General features: G+C 65.0%; 17 protein-coding genes. 1 reads left to right on the forward strand and 16 read right to left on the reverse strand.

The window, feature by feature from the left end; translation table 11 throughout:
* Positions 1–3: 3 nt before the first annotated feature.
* The 7 genes from Q4610_RS11255 to Q4610_RS11285 all read right to left on the reverse strand — a co-directional run bounded on the left by Q4610_RS11255 (position 4) and on the right by Q4610_RS11285 (position 9,408).
* A complete protein-coding gene (locus tag Q4610_RS11255) occupies positions 4–534 on the reverse strand; it encodes a DUF3237 family protein (protein WP_304536043.1) in 531 nt (176 codons plus the stop codon).
* Between the two features lie 65 nt (positions 535–599).
* Positions 600–2,969 carry a TonB-dependent receptor gene (locus tag Q4610_RS11260; protein WP_304536044.1) on the reverse strand — a complete coding sequence of 790 codons (2,370 nt, stop codon included), beginning with the start codon at positions 2,967–2,969 and terminating at the stop codon, positions 600–602.
* A gap of 68 nt (positions 2,970–3,037) precedes the next feature.
* Complete coding sequence (locus Q4610_RS11265; protein ID WP_304536045.1) at positions 3,038–4,288, reverse strand: SGNH/GDSL hydrolase family protein; 1,251 nt, start codon at positions 4,286–4,288, stop codon at positions 3,038–3,040.
* Positions 4,276–6,030 (reverse strand): tannase/feruloyl esterase family alpha/beta hydrolase, encoded by a 1,755-nt coding sequence (locus tag Q4610_RS11270; protein ID WP_304536046.1) that lies wholly within the window; start codon positions 6,028–6,030, stop codon positions 4,276–4,278. The genes Q4610_RS11265 and Q4610_RS11270 overlap by 13 nt, the downstream gene beginning before the upstream one ends.
* Complete coding sequence (locus Q4610_RS11275; protein WP_304536047.1) at positions 6,027–6,941, reverse strand: ROK family protein; 915 nt, start codon at positions 6,939–6,941, stop codon at positions 6,027–6,029. The genes Q4610_RS11270 and Q4610_RS11275 overlap by 4 nt, the downstream gene beginning before the upstream one ends.
* Positions 6,929–8,053, reverse strand: a complete 1,125-nt coding sequence (locus tag Q4610_RS11280; RefSeq protein WP_304536048.1) for a glycoside hydrolase family 68 protein — start codon at positions 8,051–8,053, stop codon at positions 6,929–6,931. The genes Q4610_RS11275 and Q4610_RS11280 overlap by 13 nt, the downstream gene beginning before the upstream one ends.
* Before the next feature lie 470 nt (positions 8,054–8,523).
* Positions 8,524–9,408: a LysR family transcriptional regulator gene (locus Q4610_RS11285; protein ID WP_304536049.1), complete on the reverse strand. Its 885-nt coding sequence runs from the start codon at positions 9,406–9,408 to the stop codon at positions 8,524–8,526.
* Between the two features lie 182 nt (positions 9,409–9,590).
* Between Q4610_RS11285 and Q4610_RS11290 the strand changes: the two genes are divergently transcribed.
* The gene (locus Q4610_RS11290; protein ID WP_304536050.1) at positions 9,591–10,715 is read left to right on the forward strand and encodes an MFS transporter; all 1,125 of its coding nucleotides are present in this window, start codon (positions 9,591–9,593) and stop codon (positions 10,713–10,715) included.
* Positions 10,716–10,782: 67 nt separating this feature from the next.
* On the opposite strand, the gene lldD is transcribed toward Q4610_RS11290, so the two are convergent.
* From lldD to Q4610_RS11335, 9 genes are all read right to left on the reverse strand, one after another.
* Positions 10,783–11,916 (reverse strand): FMN-dependent L-lactate dehydrogenase LldD, encoded by a 1,134-nt coding sequence (lldD, locus tag Q4610_RS11295; protein WP_304536051.1) that lies wholly within the window; start codon positions 11,914–11,916, stop codon positions 10,783–10,785.
* Between the two features lie 16 nt (positions 11,917–11,932).
* Positions 11,933–12,712: an FCD domain-containing protein gene (locus tag Q4610_RS11300; protein WP_304536052.1), complete on the reverse strand. Its 780-nt coding sequence runs from the start codon at positions 12,710–12,712 to the stop codon at positions 11,933–11,935.
* A 405-nt stretch (positions 12,713–13,117) separates the two neighbouring features.
* Positions 13,118–14,755, reverse strand: coding sequence for an arylsulfatase (locus Q4610_RS11305; RefSeq protein WP_304536053.1), 1,638 nt, complete (start codon positions 14,753–14,755; stop codon positions 13,118–13,120).
* Positions 14,756–14,842: 87 nt separating this feature from the next.
* On the reverse strand, positions 14,843–15,685 hold the full coding sequence (locus Q4610_RS11310; RefSeq protein WP_304536054.1) for a TauD/TfdA dioxygenase family protein: 843 nt from the start codon (positions 15,683–15,685) through the stop codon (positions 14,843–14,845).
* Between the two features lie 31 nt (positions 15,686–15,716).
* Entirely contained in the window at positions 15,717–16,646 is a 930-nt protein-coding gene (locus tag Q4610_RS11315; protein WP_304536055.1) for a TauD/TfdA dioxygenase family protein, read from the reverse strand.
* A gap of 49 nt (positions 16,647–16,695) precedes the next feature.
* A complete protein-coding gene (locus Q4610_RS11320; RefSeq protein WP_304536056.1) occupies positions 16,696–17,460 on the reverse strand; it encodes an ABC transporter ATP-binding protein in 765 nt (254 codons plus the stop codon).
* Between the two features lie 12 nt (positions 17,461–17,472).
* Positions 17,473–18,309 (reverse strand): ABC transporter permease, encoded by an 837-nt coding sequence (locus Q4610_RS11325; RefSeq protein ID WP_304536057.1) that lies wholly within the window; start codon positions 18,307–18,309, stop codon positions 17,473–17,475.
* Complete coding sequence (locus Q4610_RS11330; protein ID WP_304536075.1) at positions 18,306–19,307, reverse strand: ABC transporter substrate-binding protein; 1,002 nt, start codon at positions 19,305–19,307, stop codon at positions 18,306–18,308. The genes Q4610_RS11325 and Q4610_RS11330 overlap by 4 nt, the downstream gene beginning before the upstream one ends.
* Positions 19,308–19,309: 2 nt before the next feature.
* Complete coding sequence (locus tag Q4610_RS11335) at positions 19,310–21,640, reverse strand: TonB-dependent receptor (RefSeq protein WP_304536058.1); 2,331 nt, start codon at positions 21,638–21,640, stop codon at positions 19,310–19,312.
* Positions 21,641–22,105 lie beyond the last annotated feature (465 nt).

Genomic DNA, 22,105 nt, shown 5'->3' on the forward strand with positions numbered 1-22,105 from the left:
CCTTCAAACCAGCTTATACATGCGGATGCGCACGGCGGGCGTTTGCATTTCGGGGACCGGACCCACGGTTCCGGCGAACATGGCTTCGTTCAGCCAGCCATGGGGACCGTTGGGGACTTCGAAGGTCGCGGTGGTTTTGGCATAGCCTTTGCCGGCGATCCCCTTGTTGCGTATCTGGATGACGGTGCCATCGGTTTCGCGCATCAGATAGACGGCCTCCAGTTCGGTGAAGCCGTCGGCGCGGACCAGTTGCCAGTCCATGCCTTCGGGAAAGATCGTGCCGCTGATCCGTGGCCCCTTGAACGTGCCGCCGGTGATGGGGATGCGGACGCGCTGGCCGTGCGGGGTCATGCCGATCTCTTCTGCCGGTCCCAGCGTGACGATGGCCTCATAGACGAACGCGGCCAGTGGCGCGTCGTCGACGGGGGGCTGCGCGGCGATGCCCGGCATGTCGATCAGGCCGGTCGCCAATGCGCCTGCCGCCAGCAGCACACCCCTGCGCGATGGCAGGATATTGTCGCGTTGGTCCGCCATGCCGATGCCCTCTCCAGACATGGAGCGCGCCCTTTGCAAACGGCGCGCTCCACATGTGATTGTTGTCAGAATTGCATGCCCAGCCGCACGCCATAGGTGCGCGGCGGATCGTAATTGGCGGTCGTGCTGCTCCACACCGTGACCAGATTATTGGCCACCCGCTTGTTTTCCAGATTGTTGACAAAGCCGGTGACGGACAATTGCCCATTGTCGGTTTCATAACGCAGGTTGAGATCGGTCTTGGTGTAGGAAGCCCGGCGGCTCTGCGCATAATTCTGGATATCGCTGAAGGTGCGCGACTGGACGTAGAAATCGACGCTGGGCGTCAGGCTGCCCGCGCCGCCCAGGTCGAAGATATGGGCGTAGCTGGCGCGGGCGCTCCATTTGGGGGCGTTGGGCAATTCGTTGCCGGACACGTCGCGGATGACGGTGCCGGGCAATGGCAGATTGCCGAACGCCGCCGTGATTGCGTTATAATTGCCGCTGGCCGAATTGAGATTGTCCGACGCGGTCGGGAAGGAGCGGATCTTCGCATCCAGATAGGAGACAAAGCCGCTGATCCGGTCGGCGCGGGTCGGGCGGATGACCGCTTCCAGTTCGATGCCGCGCAGGCGCGCCGTGGCGGCGTTGGTCGTCACCGCCGACACCTGATTGGTCAGCGGATTGAGGACGATGCTGGATACCTGAAGATCCTTATAGTCCATGTTGAACGCGGTGGCCGACAGATAGAGCTTGCCGCCCATCAGCGAGCTGCGCACGCCCGCTTCGTAATTGGTCACGGTTTCGGGCTGATACTGGCGATATTGGGGCGCATTGCCGCTGGCTTCCAGACCGCCGCCACGGAAACCCGTGCCGACGCTGGCATAGACCAGGGTTTCGGGCGTCACTTCGTAATTCACGCCCGCCTTCCAACTGACGTTCGAGAATTTGGCTTCCGGCCGGTTGGTATCGTCGGACAGGGCATAGACGAAGGGAATGCCGGGGCAGGTCGTGGGCGTGATGTTCGCCAGCGTGATCGTGTCGCCGGGGCAGACCAGTTCGATGTTGCGCTGGTTGACCTGTTCCCATGTCGAACGCACGCCACCCAGGATTTTCAGGCCCGGCGCGAGTTCGAACGTGCCCTGACCGAACACGGCCTGCGACTTGGTGCCCTGCCCGCGATAGGATGTGACGACATCGACGCCGCTGATGGTCGAGATATTGGTGCCGGTGCCGGCGACCTTGGCGATGCCGGCCGCGTTGAAGATGCTGTTGAACGGCGCGGGGGCGGTGTCGCCGGCATGGAGCAGGCGGGTGCCGGACGGCTGCTTGTCCTGATAGAGATAGCCGCCCAGGACCAGATTGAACGCGCCGGAATTGAAATTGACGTTGAGTTCATGGGAGCGGGTTTCGGTGCGGCGGTCGATATTCTGCTGCGTGAACACGCCGGTGGCGGCATCGACGCCATTATTCTTGAGCAGCGAATAGCCGGCCAGATAGGTGAAAGACAGCGCATCGCTCGCCTGCCAGGTCAGGCGTGAGCGGGCGGCATAATATTTGATGTCGATCCGGTTGTCGGTGACAAGATCCTGCCCCGGATTGACGACCTCATCATAGATCGTCTGGATCGGGCCGAAGGTGCCAGCGGCGATGTTCGCATTGGGATAGACATTGCGGCTGCGCATATAGGTGAGCGGGATCGTGCCCTTATTCTCCCCGTAATTGAGCGACAGGCGCCAGGTCAGGCTGTCGCCCAGACGCAGGATGGAATTGACGCGCAGGCCGGCCTGGTCGGTCCTGTTGTAATTCTGGCGCGCGCCATATCGGCCTTCAAACCCGTCATCGACCTGACGATAGGCGGACACGCGCAGGGCGAAGGCGTCACTGACGGGAAGGTCCACGGCGGCGCGGGCGCGGATTTCGTTGAAGCGGCCATATTGGATGTCGGCGGCAAAGCCCATCGTCCTGCCCGGATCGGCGGTGTTGATGTTGACGACGCCCGCGGTCGCGTTGCGGCCATAGACCGTGCCCTGCGGCCCGCGCAGAACCTCGACCGATCCCAGGTCGAACAGGCCGAGCGTCAGGACGGCGGCGGACGGATCGTAGATGCCGTCGATCTGGGTGGCGACGGTGGAATAGCCGCTGAAACTGTTGTTGCTGCCGATGCCACGGATGGCAAAGCCGTTCTGGCTGGATTGCAGGCCGGGCACCGTGCTGGTCAGTGCGGCGGCGGAATCGACGCCCTGCCGGTTGAGGCTGTCCTGCGTCACGACACTGACCGCGACCGGCGCCTTGGACAATTTCTCCGACGTTTTCTGTGCGGTGACGACGATATCGCCCGCATAATCGTCTGGCGCGTTCGTCCCCGCCTGCACGGGCGCGGCATCCTGCGCGATGGCGGGGCAGGACAAGGCGACGACGCTGGCGCCGACGAAAAGAAATGACAGTCTGTGCATGACACTCTCCCTTTTGCTGCCCGGACCGGCTTGCTCGCTCTGATCCGGGCATGTGTTTTCATGTGCTTTCAGAAGCGGAAATGATCCCGCGCCGCCTTTGCCATCGCGGCATAGCCCGCATCGGACGGGTGGAGCTTGTCGCCGCAATCATAGGCCGCAAGGATATGGTCGGGGGCGGCCGGGTCGCGCACGGTCGCGTCGAAATCGATCACGCCGTCAAACGCCCCGCTGGTGCGGATCCACTGGTTGACGGCCTGGCGGATTTTTTCCTTTTCGACCGTGGCATAGCCGGGGAACGTCGATCCCAGAAAGGGCGTCAGCGTCGCGCCATGCACCTTGATCGCCCTGGACCGCGCCCGCTGGATGAGTTGGCGATAGCCCGCGATCAGATCATCGGCGCCGATCACGGGATGGTCGCCTTCGCCGCGCGGATTTTTCAGGCCGCTCAGGCCCAGGTCGTTGATCCCCTCCAGCAGGACGATGTCGGTGACGCCCGGCACGGCCAGGGCATCCCGGTCGAACCGCGCAAGCGCGCTTGGCCCCACTTCGTCCCGCAGGACACGGTTGCCGCCGATGCCGGCATTGGCAATGCCGATATTGGCGATCCCCCTGTCGGTCAGCATCCGCGCCAACTGCCCCGGCCAGCCGCGCAGCAAGGGATCCTTCGCGCCGAAGCCATCGGTGATGGAATCGCCGAAGGTGACGATCGTGCGCGCCTTCCGGTCCGACAGGACCAGCACCGACGAAATGATTTCGCGGGCGGAAACGGATGTTGCGTCGGTCAGCGTCGGGGACGCGGTCTGGTCAGCGCCGGGCGCCCATTGCGCCACATGATTGGGGTCGGACTGGGGCAATATGACCTTGGCCGGCAGATAGACACTGACGATGGCAACGGCACCCGGCTTCACCGCCAGCGCGAGCGGATCGGACAGCAGGGGCGCGCCCGTCGGCAGGCGCGCCGATCGTGCGCCGGAAAAGGTCAGCGGGCGGATGGTGGCGGCGTCGACACCGCCCTGCGCATCGGCCAGCGCGATGGTCGCCCCGCCGATCGTCACATCCTGCACCTGCGTTTCGCCCGACAGGCGCACCTGCACCTGCGTACCGCCCGCGCTCAGACGCATATGATAGCGGATGGTGCCCTGCACCTGTGGCGCGGGCTGCCAGAAATCATAGGGCAGTTTCTCAATGGGCCGGGAGGGGCTGGACGCCCAACTGGCGATCCAGCGGCCCTTGTCCGCCGCGAACGCCTGTATCGGCAACATCGCGGCATGGAGCGCGACGACTGCAAGGGCGCACCGGCCCAACCTCATCCTGCGCATTGGAAGCTTTCCTCCTTTTCGATGTCGCCCCGGCCCTTGTATCGGGCATATTGGGGGTATTTGCAGATCGGGCGGGTGCGGCCCGGCCAGGGGCTGGCCGCCGATGCGACGCCATGGAGGCGGTCTGGCGCGCGGCCCTGTTCGACCCAGGCAACCAGCGCGGCGAAGGCGTCATGGCGGTCGGTCGCCGGCCCGCCCTCGCAATGGTTCATGCCCGGCACGGGAAACACGCGCGCGCTGTCGGCCGCCGCGCCATGGTAGCGGGCGTCCATTTCGCGATACCATTGCAGCGTGTCGTTCAGCGAAAAGACCGGATCGGCCGCGCCATGCGGGACGATCAGCTTGCCACCGGCCGCGCGAAAGGCGTCGATGTCGGGCGACCGGGCCGACAACATGGTCCAGCCGGATTCGGTAAAGGGCGCGACGGTGCGATAAATGGCGGCGGCATCGGCATCGAAATCATAGGCCATCTGCCATTGCAGCAGGTGCTGCGGATCGGTGGACGCCACTGTCGGGGGCGTCTGAAAGATGGTCGGCAGGGCGGCCCCGCCGATCAGGATGTTGAGCGCGGGCACGCCCTCCTTCGCCAGCCCCAATTTCCACACGGCCCAGCCGGGCGCGCCGATGCCGCCGTCCCAGGGGAAGCTGGCATAGAGGGGCGACCCATCGCGCGTGCGCGGGCCTGACAGGGATTGCGCCAGCGCGTCGATCTGGGCGCGGGACAGGCACTGGCCATTGCGGTCGCCCTTGCAGGTCAGCGCGCGCAGGACCGGCAGGACGGCCGCATGGGTGCATTGGCCGATGCGCATGACCAGCCCGTCGACCAGACCGTCCCTGCCATCGCAGGCTTTCAGGACGGCGCGGCGTATCAGGCCGAGTTCGGCGGTGGTATAAAGGCTGGAAAGCCGGGCGAACGGGCGCGCGCCGCTGGCGTCGGGATGGATCAGCCGCCCGAATATCTGCGCGTCCCATGTCTGGGCCAGTCCGGCGCGGGGGAGCGACATGCCCGGCGCGGCGGCGACGATGCCGTCGAACGCATCGGGGTAGCGATGCGCCAGCGCCAGCCCTTCCTGGCCGCCCTTGGAACAGCCCGCAAAATAGGAATAGCGCGGCGCGTGACCGTAGAAGCGGGTGATGGCCGCCTTGGCAGCGGCGGTGACGGCGCCGAGCGAGGCATAGGCGTAATTGCGGCGTGCTTCCGGGTCGAACCCGAAAGCGACCGCCCCGCCCTTTGCCGGGTCGCTGTTGACCGCATTGTCATGGCCCGAATCCTGGCTGACGACCGCATAGCCCTGCGCAAGGGCCGGTGTGAACAGGCCCGCGCCCGCCGTCGCGCCCAGCGCATTGCCGACATCGCCATTGGTGCCGCCGCCGCCCTGAAAGAGGAAGCGGCCATTCCAGTCGAGCGGCAGGCGCAGGTGGAATGTGATGGCATAGCGCTGGCCATCCACGCCCTTGCGTTCGGCCATGACGGCGCGCATGGCGCAATGCGCCCTGAGCGGCGTGATGGCGTCATATTGGAAACCGCGCGGATCGGGCCGGGACGCTGGTCCCTGAGGCACGAAATCGGCGCTGGTGACGCGGGTGGAGGCATCGGGCCAGTGGCCGCGCATGATGGTGGCGAAGGCGGCGCAGCGCCCATCATCCGCCGCGACAGGCGGGGCGGGGGTGGCCGCGAACGCAGGCACGGATGCGGCGATGACGGGGGCAAGGGCGGATGCCGTGAACCAGTGGCGGGTCATGGCCGGGCCTGTCGCAACGCGCTCTGGCCGATGACGATCGCGCCCAGCGGTCCGGCATCGCGCCCCAGCGCGGGTGGCACGACAAGGCTTTGCAGGGCGGCAAGGTCCAGCCCCGCCAGATAACCGCCCAGATTGTCGGCAACGGCGCCGCGCACGCGGCCTAGCAGGGCGGGCCGATGGTCCAGCACGCCGCCGCCGATCACCAGACGCTGGGGCGAAAGGCACAGGATCAGCATCGCCACCCATTCGCCCAGTTCCGCCGCGACCCGTTGCCAAATGCTGTCATCGTCCGGCACATCGGCCAGGGCACGGCCGGCCCGCGCCGCCAGCGCGGGGCCACCCACCAGCCCTTCCAGGCAATCGCCATGGGCGGGACAGGCCCCCGAAAAGCCATCGCCGGGCGTCCGGCGGATGCGCATATGGCCTGCTTCGGGATGGAGGCGGCCATGCACGGCCTTGCCATCCATGACGATGCCCAGGCCGACGCCGGTGCCGATGGTGGCGTAGGCATGGACCGCGCAGCCGGTCGATGCGCCCCACACACCCTCCGCCAGCGCCGCGCCGGTGACATCGGTATCGATGCCCACCGGCACAGCGAAGCGGCGGGCGAAATGGCCATGGACATCCACGCCCGCCCAGCCGGGCTTCGGCGTGTTTTCCATATGCCCGAAATGCCCGTTGGCCCGGTCCAGGCACAGCGGCCCGAAACTGCCGATGCCGATCGCCGCAAAGGGGGTTTGCGCATGCCAGCGGTCCAGCGCCGCGGCAATATGGTCGAGCGTTTCCGGCCCCTGCGTCGGCCAGCGGCTCTGGTGCAGGATCGTTCGGCCCCGCGCCAAAGTGGCGATGCATTTGGTGCCGCCCAGCTCCACGCCGGCGATCAGGGGGTCATTGTCAGTCAGGCCAGCCATGCGCGTTCTCCGTCCAGCATGATCCGCAGTTCGGGTGCGGGGGTGCCCCCGAAATGCGCGCGTGCCTGGGCTACATGACAGGGCGGCTGCGTCAAACCGGCCAGATCGACGAAACTCTGTACACACAGGTCAGGCAGGACCAGCCAGCTATAGGCCTGACAGGGTGCGGCTGGCGGGTTGCCGAAGACCAGGCCCGACCCGTTCAAGGGCCGCCACGGGCCGAACAGCGTGTCGGCGACCATGCCATAAAGGCCCGTCGGACCAGCGGGACCGGATGGCGCGAACACTTTCGCCTGGGTGGACCAGAAAAGATAATAGAGGCCGTCCCGCACGATGACATGCGGACGTTCCAGTTCGTTGTTCAGGCCATCCGCATCGACCAGCGGTGGCAATATCTGCCAGTCATTGCCAGCCGTGCGCCGCGCGATGCCGATGGCGCCGTTCCATGGCGACCGGGATCGGGCCAGTGACCCGGCGAACAGAATATAGTCCGCGCCATTGGCCGGGTCGTGAAAAAAGGCGGGATCGCGAAACGCCTTGATCGATCCGATCGCGCCGCCGCCCGTCATCTCGCTGGTATAATGAACGTCATCCGGCCTGAGAAATTCCGTCGGCTTCGTCCACCCGGACACTATAATGGTGCCATGCTCCACCGACAGGGCCGCACGGGTCTGGAACAGCCTCTGGACGAAGCTGATTTCCGCCTCGTCGCGAAACCCGGCGGCGGTATAATAGAGGGTGATCATGGCGCCATCGGGCGATATGATCGCCGAGCCGGACCATTGCCGGCTGCCGGGCGACAGACCATCGGGCAGCGCCGGTCCCAGATCGCGCCAGTCCGTCCCCACGCGATGCAACAGGCGCAACCGGGCCACGGCATGGCGGGCATCCGGGTCGGGCAGGACCGGCGCGGACAACGCGATGAACAGGGTGCCGCCCATGATCTCCGCCGGATGGCCATCCGTCCGCTGGACCGGCCAATAGTCCCACAGGTCCAGAGTATCGATGATCCGGCGCTGGACAGGAATGACGGGAGCACTGGATGCCGATGCCGCATCGATGCGCGCCACATGGTCGGCCGTCCAGCGCGTGGTGGGGGCACCTTCCCTCATGCCGGACCGCTCCGCAATGCCGCGACCTTCGCCAAGGCGTGCAGTCCCTGGCGAAGGCCCGGCTTGCGCCGCGCCAGGCATGCCGCGCGCGACCCATCCGTCCTGAAAGAATGTGCGGGCGCGACACCGGCCATGCGCCGCGCGAAAATGCCGGCAGGCACGAACCCGGCGTCCGGGCCGCGACACCACCGCGCCTTATATGCAGCATATGCAGCAATCGGTGAAAAACGCGCCGCCTGCACAATCATCCTCATCTCTCATTGTCTTGTTGCGCCACTGTTATAAGCCATAGCAAACGTTTGCAAGAGAAAAAGCAAACGTTCGCCTAAAGGGTTTCCTGCAACGGGAGGCTGCGTCTGCGGCGACGGGTCAGTGGCGGGATACAGATCGCGCGAAATGCGATTCAGGTGTCACTATCGTTGTTCCACTTTGCCACCCTGTCCTGCCCGCCCTTCCTGGCGATCAGCCGGCTAGCGCGGGAATCGGGCTATCAGGTGACTCTTCAGGGCAGCGATGAAATGCCGCACTTTGGGCGGAACGAACCGCGTGGTGGGATAGATCGCCCAGATCTGGAGCGGTTCGGCCAGGCCTTCCCGCATGGGAAGCGGTTCGAGCAGACCGGCGGCCACATCGTCGCTCGCATCCCAATCGGACAGCAAGGCAATGCCCATGGCGTGAATGGCCGCCTGGTGCAACGCCTCGACGGAGTTTGCGGAAAAGACGCCGCGCACCCGCTGACGCTGGCTGTTCGGACCAAAGCACCAGTGGGTCGTTCCCGATCGGACCAGACAGGCGTGGGATGCCAGCTCTTCGATCGCCTGCGGCCGTCCCATCCGGTCAAGATAAGCGGGTGCGGCATAAAGTCCGCGAGGATTGCCGGATATGGCCTGCGCAATCAGGCGGCTGTCCTCCAGCACGCCGATCCTGATCGCACAGTCGATCCCCTGATTGACGATGTCGACGACCCCGTCCTGCAGTTGAAGATCAATCCGCAGATCGGGATGCTGCTGAAGAAACGCGCCGATAAAGGGGGTCAGGATCTTGCGCCCGAACGGAACGGAAGCGGTTATCCGAAGCAGGCCGGATAGGGATGGCGTCGAAGGTGCAAGCGCCTGGCGCAAAGCCTGCTCTCCTTCGACCAGGCCCTGCGCATAGGGCAGCAATGTTTCGCCATCGCCCGTGAGCGACAAGCCCCGCGTCGTGCGATGAAGCAGCCTGACCCCCAGTTCGGCTTCCAGCGCCGCCAGCCTGCGCGATGCTGTCATGGCGGGAATCTTTAGCCTGCGCGCGGCACCGGCGAGACTGCCGACGTTCACGGTTTCCACGAAGATGGCAAGGTCCGCCAGACTCATCATATCATTTTACGTTATACCGATTGAACATGAACGCAAACTACCGCGATATTCCAACATGGGCCATCTGCGGGAAGCCCAATCACAGGAGCTTCCTCATGAACATCAATCCCGTTGCAACAGCGGATCGGGGCGGCGGCATGTCACGCTCCCAAACCCGTCGCCAGCATTTGTTGACCCTTGCCATGTCCCTCGCGGCCGGCGTCGCAGTCGCCAACATCTACTATAACCAGCCGATGATCGGGATCATGGAGCATGACGTGCCTGATCCCGTCACCCGACTGATACCGACCGCAACACAGCTTGGCTATGCCGCCGGACTCTTCCTCCTCGTGCCGATGGGCGATCTGTTGGAGCGCAAGCGCCTCATCGTCGGCCAGTTCCTGCTTCTGGCGCTGGCGCTGGTCGGGGCGGCGATGGCTCCCAGCGCGTCCATGCTGCTGCTCGCATCGCTGGCGGTCGGGGCCATGGCGACGGTCGCGCAGCAGATCGTGCCATTTGCGGCACATCTCGCCTCTCCTGATCGCCGTGGTCATGCGGTCGGCATCGTCATGGCAGGCCTGTTATGCGGCATCCTGCTCAGCCGGACGCTGGCGGGCTTTGTCGCCACCCATGCGGGATGGCGTGACATGTTCTGGATCGGCGTTCCGCTGGCGCTTGGCGCAGGCTTGCTGATGGCGTGGCGGCTGCCCGTCAGCCGGCCTGAAACGGACCTGCGCTACCGCCAACTGCTCGGTTCGATTGCAGGCTTGTGGCGGCAATTTCCCGCACTCCGGCTCGCATCCCTGACGCAAGGCCTCCTCTTCGCCGCCTTCACCATCTTCTGGACCGTCCTTGCCCTGCGCCTTCAGCAGCCATCTTTCGGGCTTGGCGCTGACACGACCGGCCTTTTTGGGATCATCGGCGCCGTCGGCATTCTCGCCGCGCCCGTGGCCGGCCGGATCGCGGACAAGCGCGGCCCCCATCAGGTCATTGTGCTTGGCGCCATTCTGACCCTGGCATCCTGGGTCGTTTTCGGCCTGTGGCTCTCACTGGCCGGGCTGATCGTCGGCGTGCTCATGCTCGATTTTGCGGTTCAGAGCGCCCTCGTATCCAACCAGCATATCGTTTACGCGCTGCACCCGGAGGCAAGGGCACGGCTGAACACCATTTTCATGGGATCGATGTTTCTGGGCGGCGCTTTCGGCTCGGCGCTTGCCATGGCGGCATGGACCTGTTTGGGATGGGCTGGCGTCGTGCTGCTTGGCCTCATGCTTGCCCTGGCTGCCACGCTTGTCCAGGTCCGCGGTATCGCGCGCCATGCCAGATAAGCGGAGCGACCGGACGCGCCGCGCCGATCCGGCTCCCCCGTCCCGCATCGGGGGGCTTCGTGCACGATCAGGCGGCCAGGATGCTGCGGTCGATCCGGGCGATCGACCGCACGCCGGTCAGCGCCATGGCGACACGCATTTCCTTGGCGAACAGGTCGAGCAGATTGGCGACCCCCGCCTCGCCAGCAGTCGCCAGCGCATAGATGAAGGCGCGGCCCAGAAGCACCGCATCCGCACCCAGCGCCAGCATCCGCACCACGTCCAGCCCCGAACGAATGCCCGAATCCGCCAGGATCGACACTTGCCCCTTCACCGCATCCGCAATGGCGGGCAAGGCGCGCGCCGACGACAGCACGCCGTCGAGTTGCCGCCCGCCATGGTTGGACACGACGATACCGTCCGCGCCAAAGCTGACCGCGTCCCGTGCATCCTCGACATCCAATATGCCCTTGATGACGATCGACCCCTTCCAGAAGTCCCGGATCCATTCCAGGTCGCGCCAGCCGATGGACGGATCGAAATTGTCGCCCAGCCAGCCGATATAGTCGGCCAGCCCGGTCGCCGCACCGCGATAGGCGGAGATATTGCCCAGATCGTGGGGCCGTCCCATGACCCCCACGTCCCACGCCCAGCGCGGATGCGTGATCGCCTGCACCATGCGGCGGAATGCGGCATTGGGACCGGACATGCCCGAATGCGCGTCGCGGTAGCGGGCGCCCGGCACCGGCATGTCGACAGTGAACACCAAAGTCTGCACCCCGGCCGCCTGCGCCCGCTCCAGCGCATCGCGCATGAAACCCCGATCCTTGAGCACATAGAGCTGGAACCAGATTGGCGCGCTCGACTGGCGCTGGACCTCGTCGATCGCGCAGACGGACACGGTGGACAAAGTGAAGGGGACGCCCTTGCTTGCCGCCGCGCGCGCCGCCTGCACCTCGCCCCGGCGCGCATACATGCCGGTCAGCCCGACCGGCGCCAGCACGACCGGCATGGCCAGCGGCTGCCCGAACACCATCGTTTCCAGGCTGAGGTCCGCGACATTGCGCAGGACGCGCTGGCGCAGCGCCACATCGGACAGGTCCGACATGTTGCGGCCCATCGTATGTTCGGCATAGGCGCCGCCATCGATGTAATGGAACAGGAAGGGCGGCAGGCGACGGCGCGCCGCTTCGCGATAGTCTGTGGTGGCAGAAATAATCATCGGATCGGTCCTGTGGCTATGCCATGGGTTCGGCGTTGCGCGCGATGGCGGCGCGCGCCTGCCGGGCGATATCTTCCTCGACTTGCTGCACGGAGGTGCGCACGAAGCGCAGATGCACGTTGGCGGCATCGCGCGCACCATCGGCATCCCCCGCCAATATCCGGTCCATCATCAGTCGATGCTGTGCGGAAAGGGCTTCGAAGGTGCGCGGCACCGCATAGAGCTTCTCGCGACTGCGGGAGATGCTGGCGTGCAGCAGGTTGAACAGGCTCGACATCACATGCGCCAGCACCGCGTTGTGCGATGCATGTGCAATGGCCAGGTGGAAGGCGGCGTCGGCATGCGCCTGCTCCGCGCCATCGCCCTTCACATGCAACGCCTCCATCGTGTCGAACCGGCGGCGGATACGATCCTTGTCCGCCCCGTCGGCACGCAGGGCGGCATGATAGGCGGCCGTGGCATCCAGCGATTCGCGCACTTCGAAAATATCGTGACCATAGCCGGGATTGACCGCGACCAGCGGGGCGAGTGGCGCCGATATCGCCTGCTCGGTCCATTGTGCCGCAGGCTGGGCCAGCACGATCCCGGTGCGGCGCACCATGAGCCGTCCATGGGCAGCCATCCTGCCAACCGCCTCCCGCAGGCTCGCTCGCGACACGCCCAGCGCCTGGGCCAGCGCACGTTCGGAGGGCAGGCGCGCGCCCGGCAACAGCTTGCGCCGGGCGATCAGCGCCTCGATCTCAGCCTCGATCCGCTCGGACACGCGGGGCGTTGCGTCGGCTGCGGGGCTGCTCACGGGATCATCCGGGACAACGGACAGGCCAGGACCATGACGGTCGCATAGATCGGCATGGCCGCGGTCAGGCTCGACCGCCAGATATTGCCCGAAGGATCGTGATTTGTGCCCACAGCGCCATAATGCCTTATCCGCCCATGGTCTGACCAAGGCTGATTATTCCGCCATGATCCCAGTCACAAGCTGGGCGGTCAAGCGCACCCGTGCGATATTCGGCCTTTTATGGTCAGACCACTCAGGGCGGCACTCCCTGACTGTCTGGAATAGCGTGGACAATTCCGCCATGGCTGCGCCAGCACCATGGAAGTGGTTCGAAAGCCAGCAAAAGATGGTGATTCCATGGCGTTCACGCCAGTCGGTGGATGACATGCCAATATCGACCAACCGGGCAGAATCCATAGCCCCTTACGCGACCGACGCCTGCTCGGAAGCGAAGTCCATCTCAAAGATCGTTATGGGCTGATGCAGAACGCCATTTTCACGGCGATAGTCATCCCACAAGGCGATCAGCGTCGCGAGCCGTTCGGGTTCGTCCCTGGCCAGGTCATGAATCTCACCAGGATCCTGCGCCAGGTCATACAGCGCCCATGACGGCGCGGCGCCCGGTTCATGCGCCATATAGACCGCCTTCCACTGGCCCTGACGCAATGCCCTGCGGCCGAATAACTCCCATCCGGTGGGATGATCGATATCGTGAACCGCGGCCGCTTTGCCTTCCAGCAAAGGCAGCAATGAAGCGCCCTTGATCGGCGCGACAACCCGGTCGTGGAACCGCCCGCCATGGTCCGGTGCGCCCGCTACGTCCAACAGGGTTGGCATTATGTCCATCACGGTGGAAAAGGCGTGGCTGATCGCGCCATCCACATGGCCCGGCCATGACAGGAAGGCCGGCACGCGGATGCCGCCCTGGGTCGTAAACATCTTGTTGAGCCGCGACGGCGCCGTCGCCGCCTGCGCCCATCGGGGACCGTACCAGACATAGGATCGTGGCCGTCCGACATTGTCGAGGCTGTTATCGCAATGGTCGGCGATCATCCGGGTGAAGAACGGGCCAAGCAGCGGCATCGCCTCCACGATCGCGCCTTCCGCGCCATTGTCCGACAGGAACAGAATAAGGGTGTTGTCGAAACGCCCTTCTGCTTTCAACTGCGTGATGACCCGGCCGATGTTCCAGTCCATCCGTTCCACCATGGCGGCATAGGCCTCCATCGTGCGCGCCGACAGCGCCCGCGCGTCGGGTGTCAGCGCATCCCAGTCGGGCGTATCGGCGACCACCGGATGCGGCACGACATTCCGGGGGACAAGGCCCAAATCCTTGAGCGCGTCGAGGCGCCGTTGGCGCAAGATGTCCGGCCCGTCGCCATATCGCCCCCGCACGCGCGCCAGATTTTCGTCCGGGGCCTGCAACGGCCAATGCGGCGCGGAAAAGGGAAGATAGGCGAAGAAAGGCGTGTCCCTGTCCCGCTCGCCAAGATAGTCGAGCAGGCGATCGGTGAAATAGTCGGACGAATAAAAGTCGGCGGGCAGATCATCGACGAAATGGTCATCCTCCACATAGAGCGTGCCGCCGCCGTTCGCGCCTTTCATCAGATTGCGCCCGAAATGGTCATGTCCGCCCTGAAGCAGCGCGAACGACCTGTCGAAACCCCGTGACACCGGCGCGGTCGCGATCGTTTCGCCCAGATGCCATTTGCCCGACATGAAGGTCTGGTATCCCGCTTCGCGCAGCAGTTCGGGCAAAGCCACCACCCGGTCGTTGAGATAGCCTTCATAGCCGGGCGCACCTGTAAAACCGGGGCGTGCGACTTCCAGCATCGTGCCGATCCCAGCGACATGATGGTCGGTGCCGGTCATCAGCATCGCGCGCGTGGGTGAACAGGCTGACGCGGAATGGAAATCGGTGAAGCGCACGCCGTCAAACGCCAGTGCATCCAGTGCCGGGGTCGCGATTTCCGAGCCGAATGCGCCAATATCCGAAAAGCCAAGATCGTCAGCAACGATCAGCAGGATATCGGGACGGGCGCCCTTGAGCTTGGATGACATGAAACCTTATCCTTCCGATCCAATAGCATATCATGCATGAACCCTCCCGGTGGCGAAACCGCGCACCTGCCGGGAGGACAGCAGCCGTCACGCCGCAGGCGGCGGACCGGCAAGAACGATGCGCTCGAAATAGCGATAATGATCGCCATAATCGCCGACGCCATGATGCTGCACCGCGCGATTGTCCCAGAAGGCGATCGATCCCGGCTGCCATTGGAAGCGCACCTGATATTCCGGGTAGGTGAAGCGATATTTGAGGTCCGCGAGCAGCGCATCCGCTTCCGGTCCCTCAATCTCGACAAAGCGCTTGGCAAAGCCGTTCGACACATAGAGCAGCTTTTCCCCGCTATGGGGATGGCGGATCACGACGGGATGGACGGCGCCGCTGAACTTGTCGAGATAGGCGTCCCGTTCCGCATCGGTCTTGAACAGGGCATTGGCCTTGCCCTCGCCGGTATGGACGGCATGCAGCCCCTCGATCCGCTGCCTGAGTTCAGGCTCCAGGCCGTCATAGGCCGCCTTCGCGCTGGAAAAGAGCGTGTCGCCACCCAGCGGCGGCACTTCATGCGCGAGCAGGATCGAGGCAAAGAAAGGATTGTCGCGATAGGTGGCATCGGCATGCCAGGCGGCCCGGACATAGTCGCCGCCGATGCCGGACCGGACCGGCTGGATTTCGGCATGAGTGCCAACAGTCTTGGCATCGACCACGGGATCGCCGAACGCCCGCGCAAAGGCGAGATGCTGGTCACGATCGAGGAACTGGTCGCGAAAGAAGATCACATGATGGTCGAGCAACGCCTGCCAGATCGCATCGCGATCAGCCTGCGACAGGGGTTGCGTGAGGTCGACCCCGGCAATCTCTGCCCCGATATTGGGCTGGAGACGACGGATCGAGAGGGTGGATGCGGGACGGTCGAGAACGGCGGCCATGTCGATATTCCTTTGGCAGGCAATGGAGGGGTCAGGCGGCAGCGGCGATCTGTTCGGTCGGGGACAGCGCCCGGCTGCGGCGTCCGTCAATCGAAACGGGCACGGGGCCGTCCAGCGTCACGCGGCGGACGATGCGCGCCTGCTGGCCGAAATCGGCGACCGCGCGATGCTGGGTGGCGCGATTGTCCCAGATCACGACATCGCCGACATTCCAGCGCCAGCGCACGACATTTTCCGGCTTGGTCACATGCTCCTGAAGGATCGCGAACAGCCGCGCCGAATCCGCGCTGGACAACCCGATGATCCGCTTGAGGAAATGGCCCAGCACCAGGCTGCGCTCGCCCGTTTCGGGATGGACGCGGACCAGCGGATGCTCCGTCTCATACACGGTCGAGGCAAAGACATTCTGAAACTGTTCGCGCTCTTCGTCGGTGGCGTCGTCATAGATGGTCGCATAGTCATAGTCATTGCTGTGCACTGCCCAGGCGCGATCCACAAAGTCCCGCAACAGGTCGGGCAGGTCCTGGTAGGCGGTCACGGTGTTGGCAAAGGCGGTGTCGCCTCCTGCCTCCGGGATGACCACGCCGCGCAGGATCGATGCTTCGGGATAGGCGGGCACAAAGGTCACGTCGGTATGCCAGCTACTGGCGGCGCGGCCATTGCGCGATTCGATCTCCAATATGGACCGCGTGCCCGGCCGGATCGGCACCGTGGGATGGGCGACGGTGCGGCCCAGCCGCGCGGCGAAATCTTCCTGTCCCGCATCGTCGAGATGATGCTGCCCCCGGAAGAACAGTACCTTGTGCCGCGCCAGCGCCTGACGGATCGCGGCGATGTCACCATCCGACAGGGTCGCGCCCAGCGTCACGCCGCGCACTTCGCCGCCGATCCGGCCGGTGACGGGGGTGATGTCCAGCGGCGAGGCGGGATCGGCGGCGTTGATGTAACGAAGATCGGTCATGATGGTCCTCCTTCTTGGATTCAGGGTCTGGGCAGGGGCCGGCATGGGGTCACACCCCCGCAGCGACCCCCAATTCGGCAAGCAGGTCGGTGCGCAGCGCGTCGAAGGCGGCGCCTCCGGTACGGCGTGGGCGGGGCAGGTCGATGCGGCGATCCACGGCAATCGCGCCATCGCGCAGCAACAGCACCCGGTCGGCCAGCAGCAGCGCTTCGTCCACATCATGGGTGACGATCAGCGTCGCAGGCCCATGCGCCTCGCACAGCGACGCGATCAGTCGCTGCATCTTGATCCGGGTGAGTGCGTCCAGCGCAGCGAACGGTTCATCCAGCAACAGCAGGCGCGGTTCACGCACCAGCGCGCGGGCCAGCGCCGCCCGCTGCGCCTCCCCGCCCGACAACGTTGCCGGCCATGCGTCGGCGCGATGCGACAGGCCGACTTCCGCCAGCGCGGCAACGGCACGGTCCCGGCGCGCCGCCGCGCCGTCAAGACCGAGCACGACATTGCGCCAGACGGTGCGGGACGGAATGAGGCGCGGTTCCTGGAACACGACCGTGCGCGCCCTGGGCGTCCATGCCTCGCCATGGTCGGGCGCGTCCAGCCCGGCCAGGATCCGCAACAGCGTTGTCTTGCCGCTGCCGCTCGCGCCCAGCAGGGCAACGAATTCGCCGGCATGGATGGAAAGATCCAGTCCATCAAGGACGGGGCGACCGCCAAAATGTCGGGTAAGCCGCTCTGCCCGAACCGATACCGGGGCAAGCGTCGCGGCGGATGCAGATGCCTTGCGCCAGCTTTGCGGGGCTACGACGTTCAACATGATCTTTCTCTCCTATCTGGCCGCAATGCCGGTGCGCCACGGCATCAGCACCCGTTCGAGCGCCCGGACGCCCAGGTCGGCGGCGAGGCCGAGCAGCGCGTAGATGACGATGCAGATCAGGATGACATCGACCTGCTGGTATATCTGCGCATTGTTGAGCAGGTAGCCCAGGCCGGCGGATGCGTTGATCTGCTCCGCCGCGATCAGCACCAGCACCGACACGCCCAGCGAGAAGCGCAAGCCCGTCATGAGCGACGGCAGCGCCAGCGGCAGCACGACTTCCCGGATCAGGCGCGGTCCTGCCAGCCCGAAACTGCGCGCCGCTTCGATCACCTTGCGATCGACATTGCGCACGCCCGCCGATGCGTTGAGATACATGGGAAAGCAGGTGGCAAGCGCGATCAGCAGCAGCTTGGGCAATTCGCCGATGCCCAGCCACACGATGAACAGCGGGACGAGCGCGAGAAACGGCACGGTGCGCAGCATCTGGATGAGCGCGTCGAACAATTCCTCACCCAGCCGCGACAGCCCCGCCGCCGTGCCCAGCGCCAGACCGATCGCCATGCCGATCGCGCCGCCCGTAAGCGCACGGGCCAGCGACACGCCCACCTGCCAGAGCAGATCCTGCTCCGTCCACAGCCGCACGAATCCTTCGCCCAGTCCGGCGGGGGAAGGCAGGACCGACGGATCGACCCATCCCAGGCCGGTCGTCAGCCCCCACAGGAGGGCAATGGCGACCGGGCCGATGGCGCGGCGCGCAAAGGAGAGGCGGCGCGCCGGGATGACGATGGTCCGGCCGCTCGCGGGGATCAGCGGGCCGGGGTCGGCAATGGACGATAGCTGGGTCATGACGGGATATTCTCCTGTTCCCGCACGAGCGCATCGTAGCGATGGTCGAACAGCCGGGCGGCATCATTGGGTTTGCGGATCAGGCCGATCTTCAGGAATGTGTCGCCCAGCACCTGCTGGTCGGCGACCACGGCCTTGTCGATCGGGGCGAGGCGTGCAGGGGCACGCCGCAGATATTGGCCGATCACCGGGGCCGGAAGGTTCAATGCTTTGGTATAGACCGGCACGGCCTTGTCCGGGTCCGCCTGCCGTGCACGCAGCGCTCGCCCGATCCGCGCGATGAGATCGCCAATCGCTTTGGCCCGTGCCGGGTCGGCCAGCGCCTTGTCGGACGCAACCACATATTGCAGATCGGGCGTGAGGGGCGCGCCGCCACTCGCCAGCACCCGCGCCTTGCCCGACAGCAGCATTTGCGACAGATAGGGATCGACCGTGACCGCCGCGTCGATCGTGCCATTGTCCAGCATCGCTGGCGACACGCTGCCCAGCGTGACCGGGCGGATGTCGGACAGGGACAAGCCTTCGCGCTCCAGCAGCCGGACCACCAGATATTGCGTCACCGTGCCGGGCATCAGGCCGACCTTGCGGCCGCGCAGATCCCTGACCGACCGGATCGACGAGTCCGGCCGCACCACCAGCGCGACGGACGACGCGCCCGGCGTCACCGGCCGTGCCGCCGCGACCACTTTTACCGGGCTGCCGGCGGCCTGCGCGAACACCAGTGGTGTTTCATACATCCAGCCGACATCGACCGACCCGCCGGTCTGCGCCGCAATGACGGCGGGGCCGCCCAGAAAGTTCGACCATTCGATGCGATAGCCGGTCGGCCTGTCCTCGCCCGTCGCCTTCAGCAGCGTTTCAAGGCCATGCACCTGGTCGCCGATGCGCAGCACCGTCTGCTGCGCATCGCCGCCCCCTGCCCCACAGCCACCCAGCGTCAGCATCAAGCCGACAAGCAGCAAACGGATTTTCCCGCGATGCGACGGCGACAGGGCCATGGTCACAAGCTCGTCCTTATGGTCGCACCCCAGGTGCGCGGATCACCGACGATCCCTGTCACCAGCCCCGTGTCGGCGGGCGTCAGGATCTGGAAATAATTTTTGTCGAACAGGTTGCGCGCCCATAGCGACACGTCCCAGCGGCTGTCGCTGCTGCGCAATCCTGCGCGCAGATTGACGAGGGCATAGCCCGGCACTTTCGAATAGCGGCTGTTGTTGACGGCGGTGTAATAGTTGGACCTGTAACTATAGTCGGCACGGCCATAGGCGCTGATCCGGTCGGTGATCGGCGCGCTATAATCCGCGCCCAGCGCCGCCGCGTAACGGGACGACCCCGCCACCCGCTGCCCGCCAAGGTCGCAGACGCGGCTTGGCAGGTTGGGCGCTTCCTGCGGACAGGGCGCATTCTTGAAGTCACGATAGGTGATATCGACAAAGGTGCCCGACCCGGTGAGTATCAGGCCGGCGACAGGCTCGACCCGCAGGTCCGCCTCCAGCCCGCGGCTGCGCACCTTGTCGGCATTGGCGATATATTGACGGAAGCCAAAGGTGGAATCGGTCGTCGTCACCGCCGTCTGATACCCCTTCACATCGGTCCAGAAGGCCGCGAGGTTGAGGGTGACGCGCCGGTCAAACCATTCGCTCTTGAAGCCAAGCTCATAATGATCGACCCGTTCGGGCTTCACTTCCGGGTCCACCCCTGCCGGCAGGGCGGTAAGGTTGAGGCCGCCCGACTTGTTGCCGCGCGCATAGGTGGCATAGGCGAGCGCCGCGTCGGACAGCGCGTAGGCGACGTTCAGCGTCCCCGACAGGCTGTTGTCGGCCAGCGCCGTGCCATAGTCGATCGCGCGGGCAAAGGCGGCGCGCGTCCCCTGGATCGTCGATTCCTGGGCAGGGGTGAAACCTGTCGGTGTCGGCCCGAACGGGGTCTGCACGAAGCGGCCGCGCTTCTTCTCATGCGTGTAGCGCAGGCCCGCCGTGACGCTGAGCCGATCATCGGCGTGCCAGGTCGCCTGCCCGAACGCGGCATAACTGTTGGTGACGGGATTGGAAAAGGTGCGTGCGCCAAAACCATTCAGAGTCGCATTGCTGACCGGCGTGCTGGCTCCCAGAAACCAGGACGGCGCGGCGCTGCCATAACGGGTTTCCCCGGTGCCCACATTCTTCTGCCAGAAATAATAGACGCCCGCGACATAGTCGATCGGGCGATCGCCCGTCGATGCGATGCGCAGTTCCTGGCTGAACTGGCGCTGGTCATTATTCGTGTGGGCGGCGTCGAGCACGGGAATGCCCAGCCAGTCGGCATCATTGCGCGGTTCCCACGTCCACTTGCGATAGGCGGTGACGGAGGTGATCAGGTTGCCCGGAATGGTCCAGTCGAGGATGGCGGTCGCGCCCCACTGGCTCATCTTGATCTGATAGAAGCCGTCGGCGTCCGCCTGTCGCGCGAAGGGATCGACCGTGGGCAGCGTATAGCCCAGCCGCTGGGCACGCTGGACCACATTGTTGGCAATCGGCGCGCCGTTATCCAGCGTCGTGAAAATGCCGGCGATCGGCTGCACGATGCCACGCTGATGCAGCCGTGCCCAGTCGCCGATGACCCGGAGCGAGACATCAGGCGTGGGCTTGAACAGGATCTGGCCGCGCAGCGAACTGCTGTCATTATCCTGCGCGCGCAGGCCCTGTCGGATGTTGCGCACGAAACCGTCGCGATGCGTGTCGGAACCCGAAAGGCGCACCGCCAGCACATCGTCGATCAGGCCGCCGGTCACGGAGGCCCGCACCTGATGATAGCCATAATTACCCGCCGACAGTTCACCCTCGAAACCGGGATCGAAGCCTGGCGCGCGGCTCGTGATATTGATCGCGCCTGCCGTCGTATTCTTGCCGAACAGCGTACCTTGCGGCCCGCGCAGCACCTCTATCTGTTGCAGGTCGACAAGGTCGAAAGCGGACAGGCCGACGCGGCCGAGATAGACCTGATCGACATAGACCCCCACGCCATTGTCCAGCCCGTCCACCGACGTCGCCACGTTGGAGCCAAGTCCCCGGATATTGATATTCGTATTGCGGGGATTGAGCGCAAACACCTGAAGGCTCGGCGCGAGTTGCTGAAACTGGGTCAATGTATAGTTGCCGGATTTTACGATATCATCCGCCCCGATCGCGGTGAGCGCGATCGGCACATCCTGCGCGCTTTCCTCCCGGCGCCGGGCGGTAACGACGATCGGGGAGGCTTCGCCCTCTTCCGGCATGGAGGCGGCAGTCCCATCGGAGGCAGTGCCTGCCTGGGCGACCTGGGCGACAGTCGAAATGCCGGCGAGCAGCAGCATGCGTATCGACCAGGCTGTGATGTGAATCTTGTCATGCCTTGAAATCATCGTCGGATACTTTTCCTGGGATCATTGGAGCCACGCATTGGGTGCGCACGCAGTAGCGCATCGCGAACGGCGCGGCACCGTAGCGAAGGGTGATTGCAGGATCGCGCCCGCCTCATCAGGTGCGAGGCGTGGAACGGACGATCAAAGACCGTGAATGACTGCCATCAGTGGCTCGTCATCAGGCTGCGCATGAGAGAATGGTGGTTTCGTTCATCGCTTCACACTCCATTGGTGGAGGGAACACGATCCTGGCGTGGTCGCCTTGGCATCGCGCGCTTTAGCTGTTGGTCACGCGGCGCAAGCTGCTTCCCGATCAAAAACCGCGGGCTGTGCCGGATGATGACATCCCGATGCGACAAGCCAATCGCACCGCCAAGACATTTTCTACATATCAGGTAGAGTTATTGGCGCAATATA

Source organism: Sphingobium cyanobacteriorum, assembly GCF_030580935.1.
Lineage (GTDB): Bacteria > Pseudomonadota > Alphaproteobacteria > Sphingomonadales > Sphingomonadaceae > Sphingobium > Sphingobium cyanobacteriorum.

Bases quoted from the DNA above. Each gene is read 5' to 3' on its own strand.
- Q4610_RS11335 (WP_304536058.1), bottom strand. From the start codon at position 21,640: ATGCTGCTGCTCGCCGGCATTTCGACTGTCGCCCAGGTCGCCCAGGCA.
- Q4610_RS11285 (WP_304536049.1), bottom strand. From the start codon at position 9,408: ATGATGAGTCTGGCGGACCTTGCCATCTTCGTGGAAACCGTGAACGTC.
- Q4610_RS11330 (WP_304536075.1), bottom strand. From the start codon at position 19,307: ATGGCCCTGTCGCCGTCGCATCGCGGGAAAATCCGTTTGCTGCTTGTC.
- Q4610_RS11325 (WP_304536057.1), bottom strand. From the start codon at position 18,309: ATGACCCAGCTATCGTCCATTGCCGACCCCGGCCCGCTGATCCCCGCG.
- lldD (WP_304536051.1), bottom strand. From the start codon at position 11,916: ATGATTATTTCTGCCACCACAGACTATCGCGAAGCGGCGCGCCGTCGC.
- Q4610_RS11310 (WP_304536054.1), bottom strand. From the start codon at position 15,685: ATGGCCGCCGTTCTCGACCGTCCCGCATCCACCCTCTCGATCCGTCGT.
- Q4610_RS11255 (WP_304536043.1), bottom strand. From the start codon at position 534: ATGGCGGACCAACGCGACAATATCCTGCCATCGCGCAGGGGTGTGCTG.
- Q4610_RS11280 (WP_304536048.1), bottom strand. From the start codon at position 8,053: ATGAGGGAAGGTGCCCCCACCACGCGCTGGACGGCCGACCATGTGGCG.
- Q4610_RS11290 (WP_304536050.1), top strand. From the start codon at position 9,591: ATGTCCCTCGCGGCCGGCGTCGCAGTCGCCAACATCTACTATAACCAG.
- Q4610_RS11305 (WP_304536053.1), bottom strand. From the start codon at position 14,755: ATGTCATCCAAGCTCAAGGGCGCCCGTCCCGATATCCTGCTGATCGTT.
- Q4610_RS11275 (WP_304536047.1), bottom strand. From the start codon at position 6,941: ATGGCTGGCCTGACTGACAATGACCCCCTGATCGCCGGCGTGGAGCTG.
- Q4610_RS11260 (WP_304536044.1), bottom strand. From the start codon at position 2,969: ATGCACAGACTGTCATTTCTTTTCGTCGGCGCCAGCGTCGTCGCCTTG.
- Q4610_RS11265 (WP_304536045.1), bottom strand. From the start codon at position 4,288: ATGCGCAGGATGAGGTTGGGCCGGTGCGCCCTTGCAGTCGTCGCGCTC.
- Q4610_RS11270 (WP_304536046.1), bottom strand. From the start codon at position 6,030: ATGACCCGCCACTGGTTCACGGCATCCGCCCTTGCCCCCGTCATCGCC.
- Q4610_RS11315 (WP_304536055.1), bottom strand. From the start codon at position 16,646: ATGACCGATCTTCGTTACATCAACGCCGCCGATCCCGCCTCGCCGCTG.
- Q4610_RS11320 (WP_304536056.1), bottom strand. From the start codon at position 17,460: ATGTTGAACGTCGTAGCCCCGCAAAGCTGGCGCAAGGCATCTGCATCC.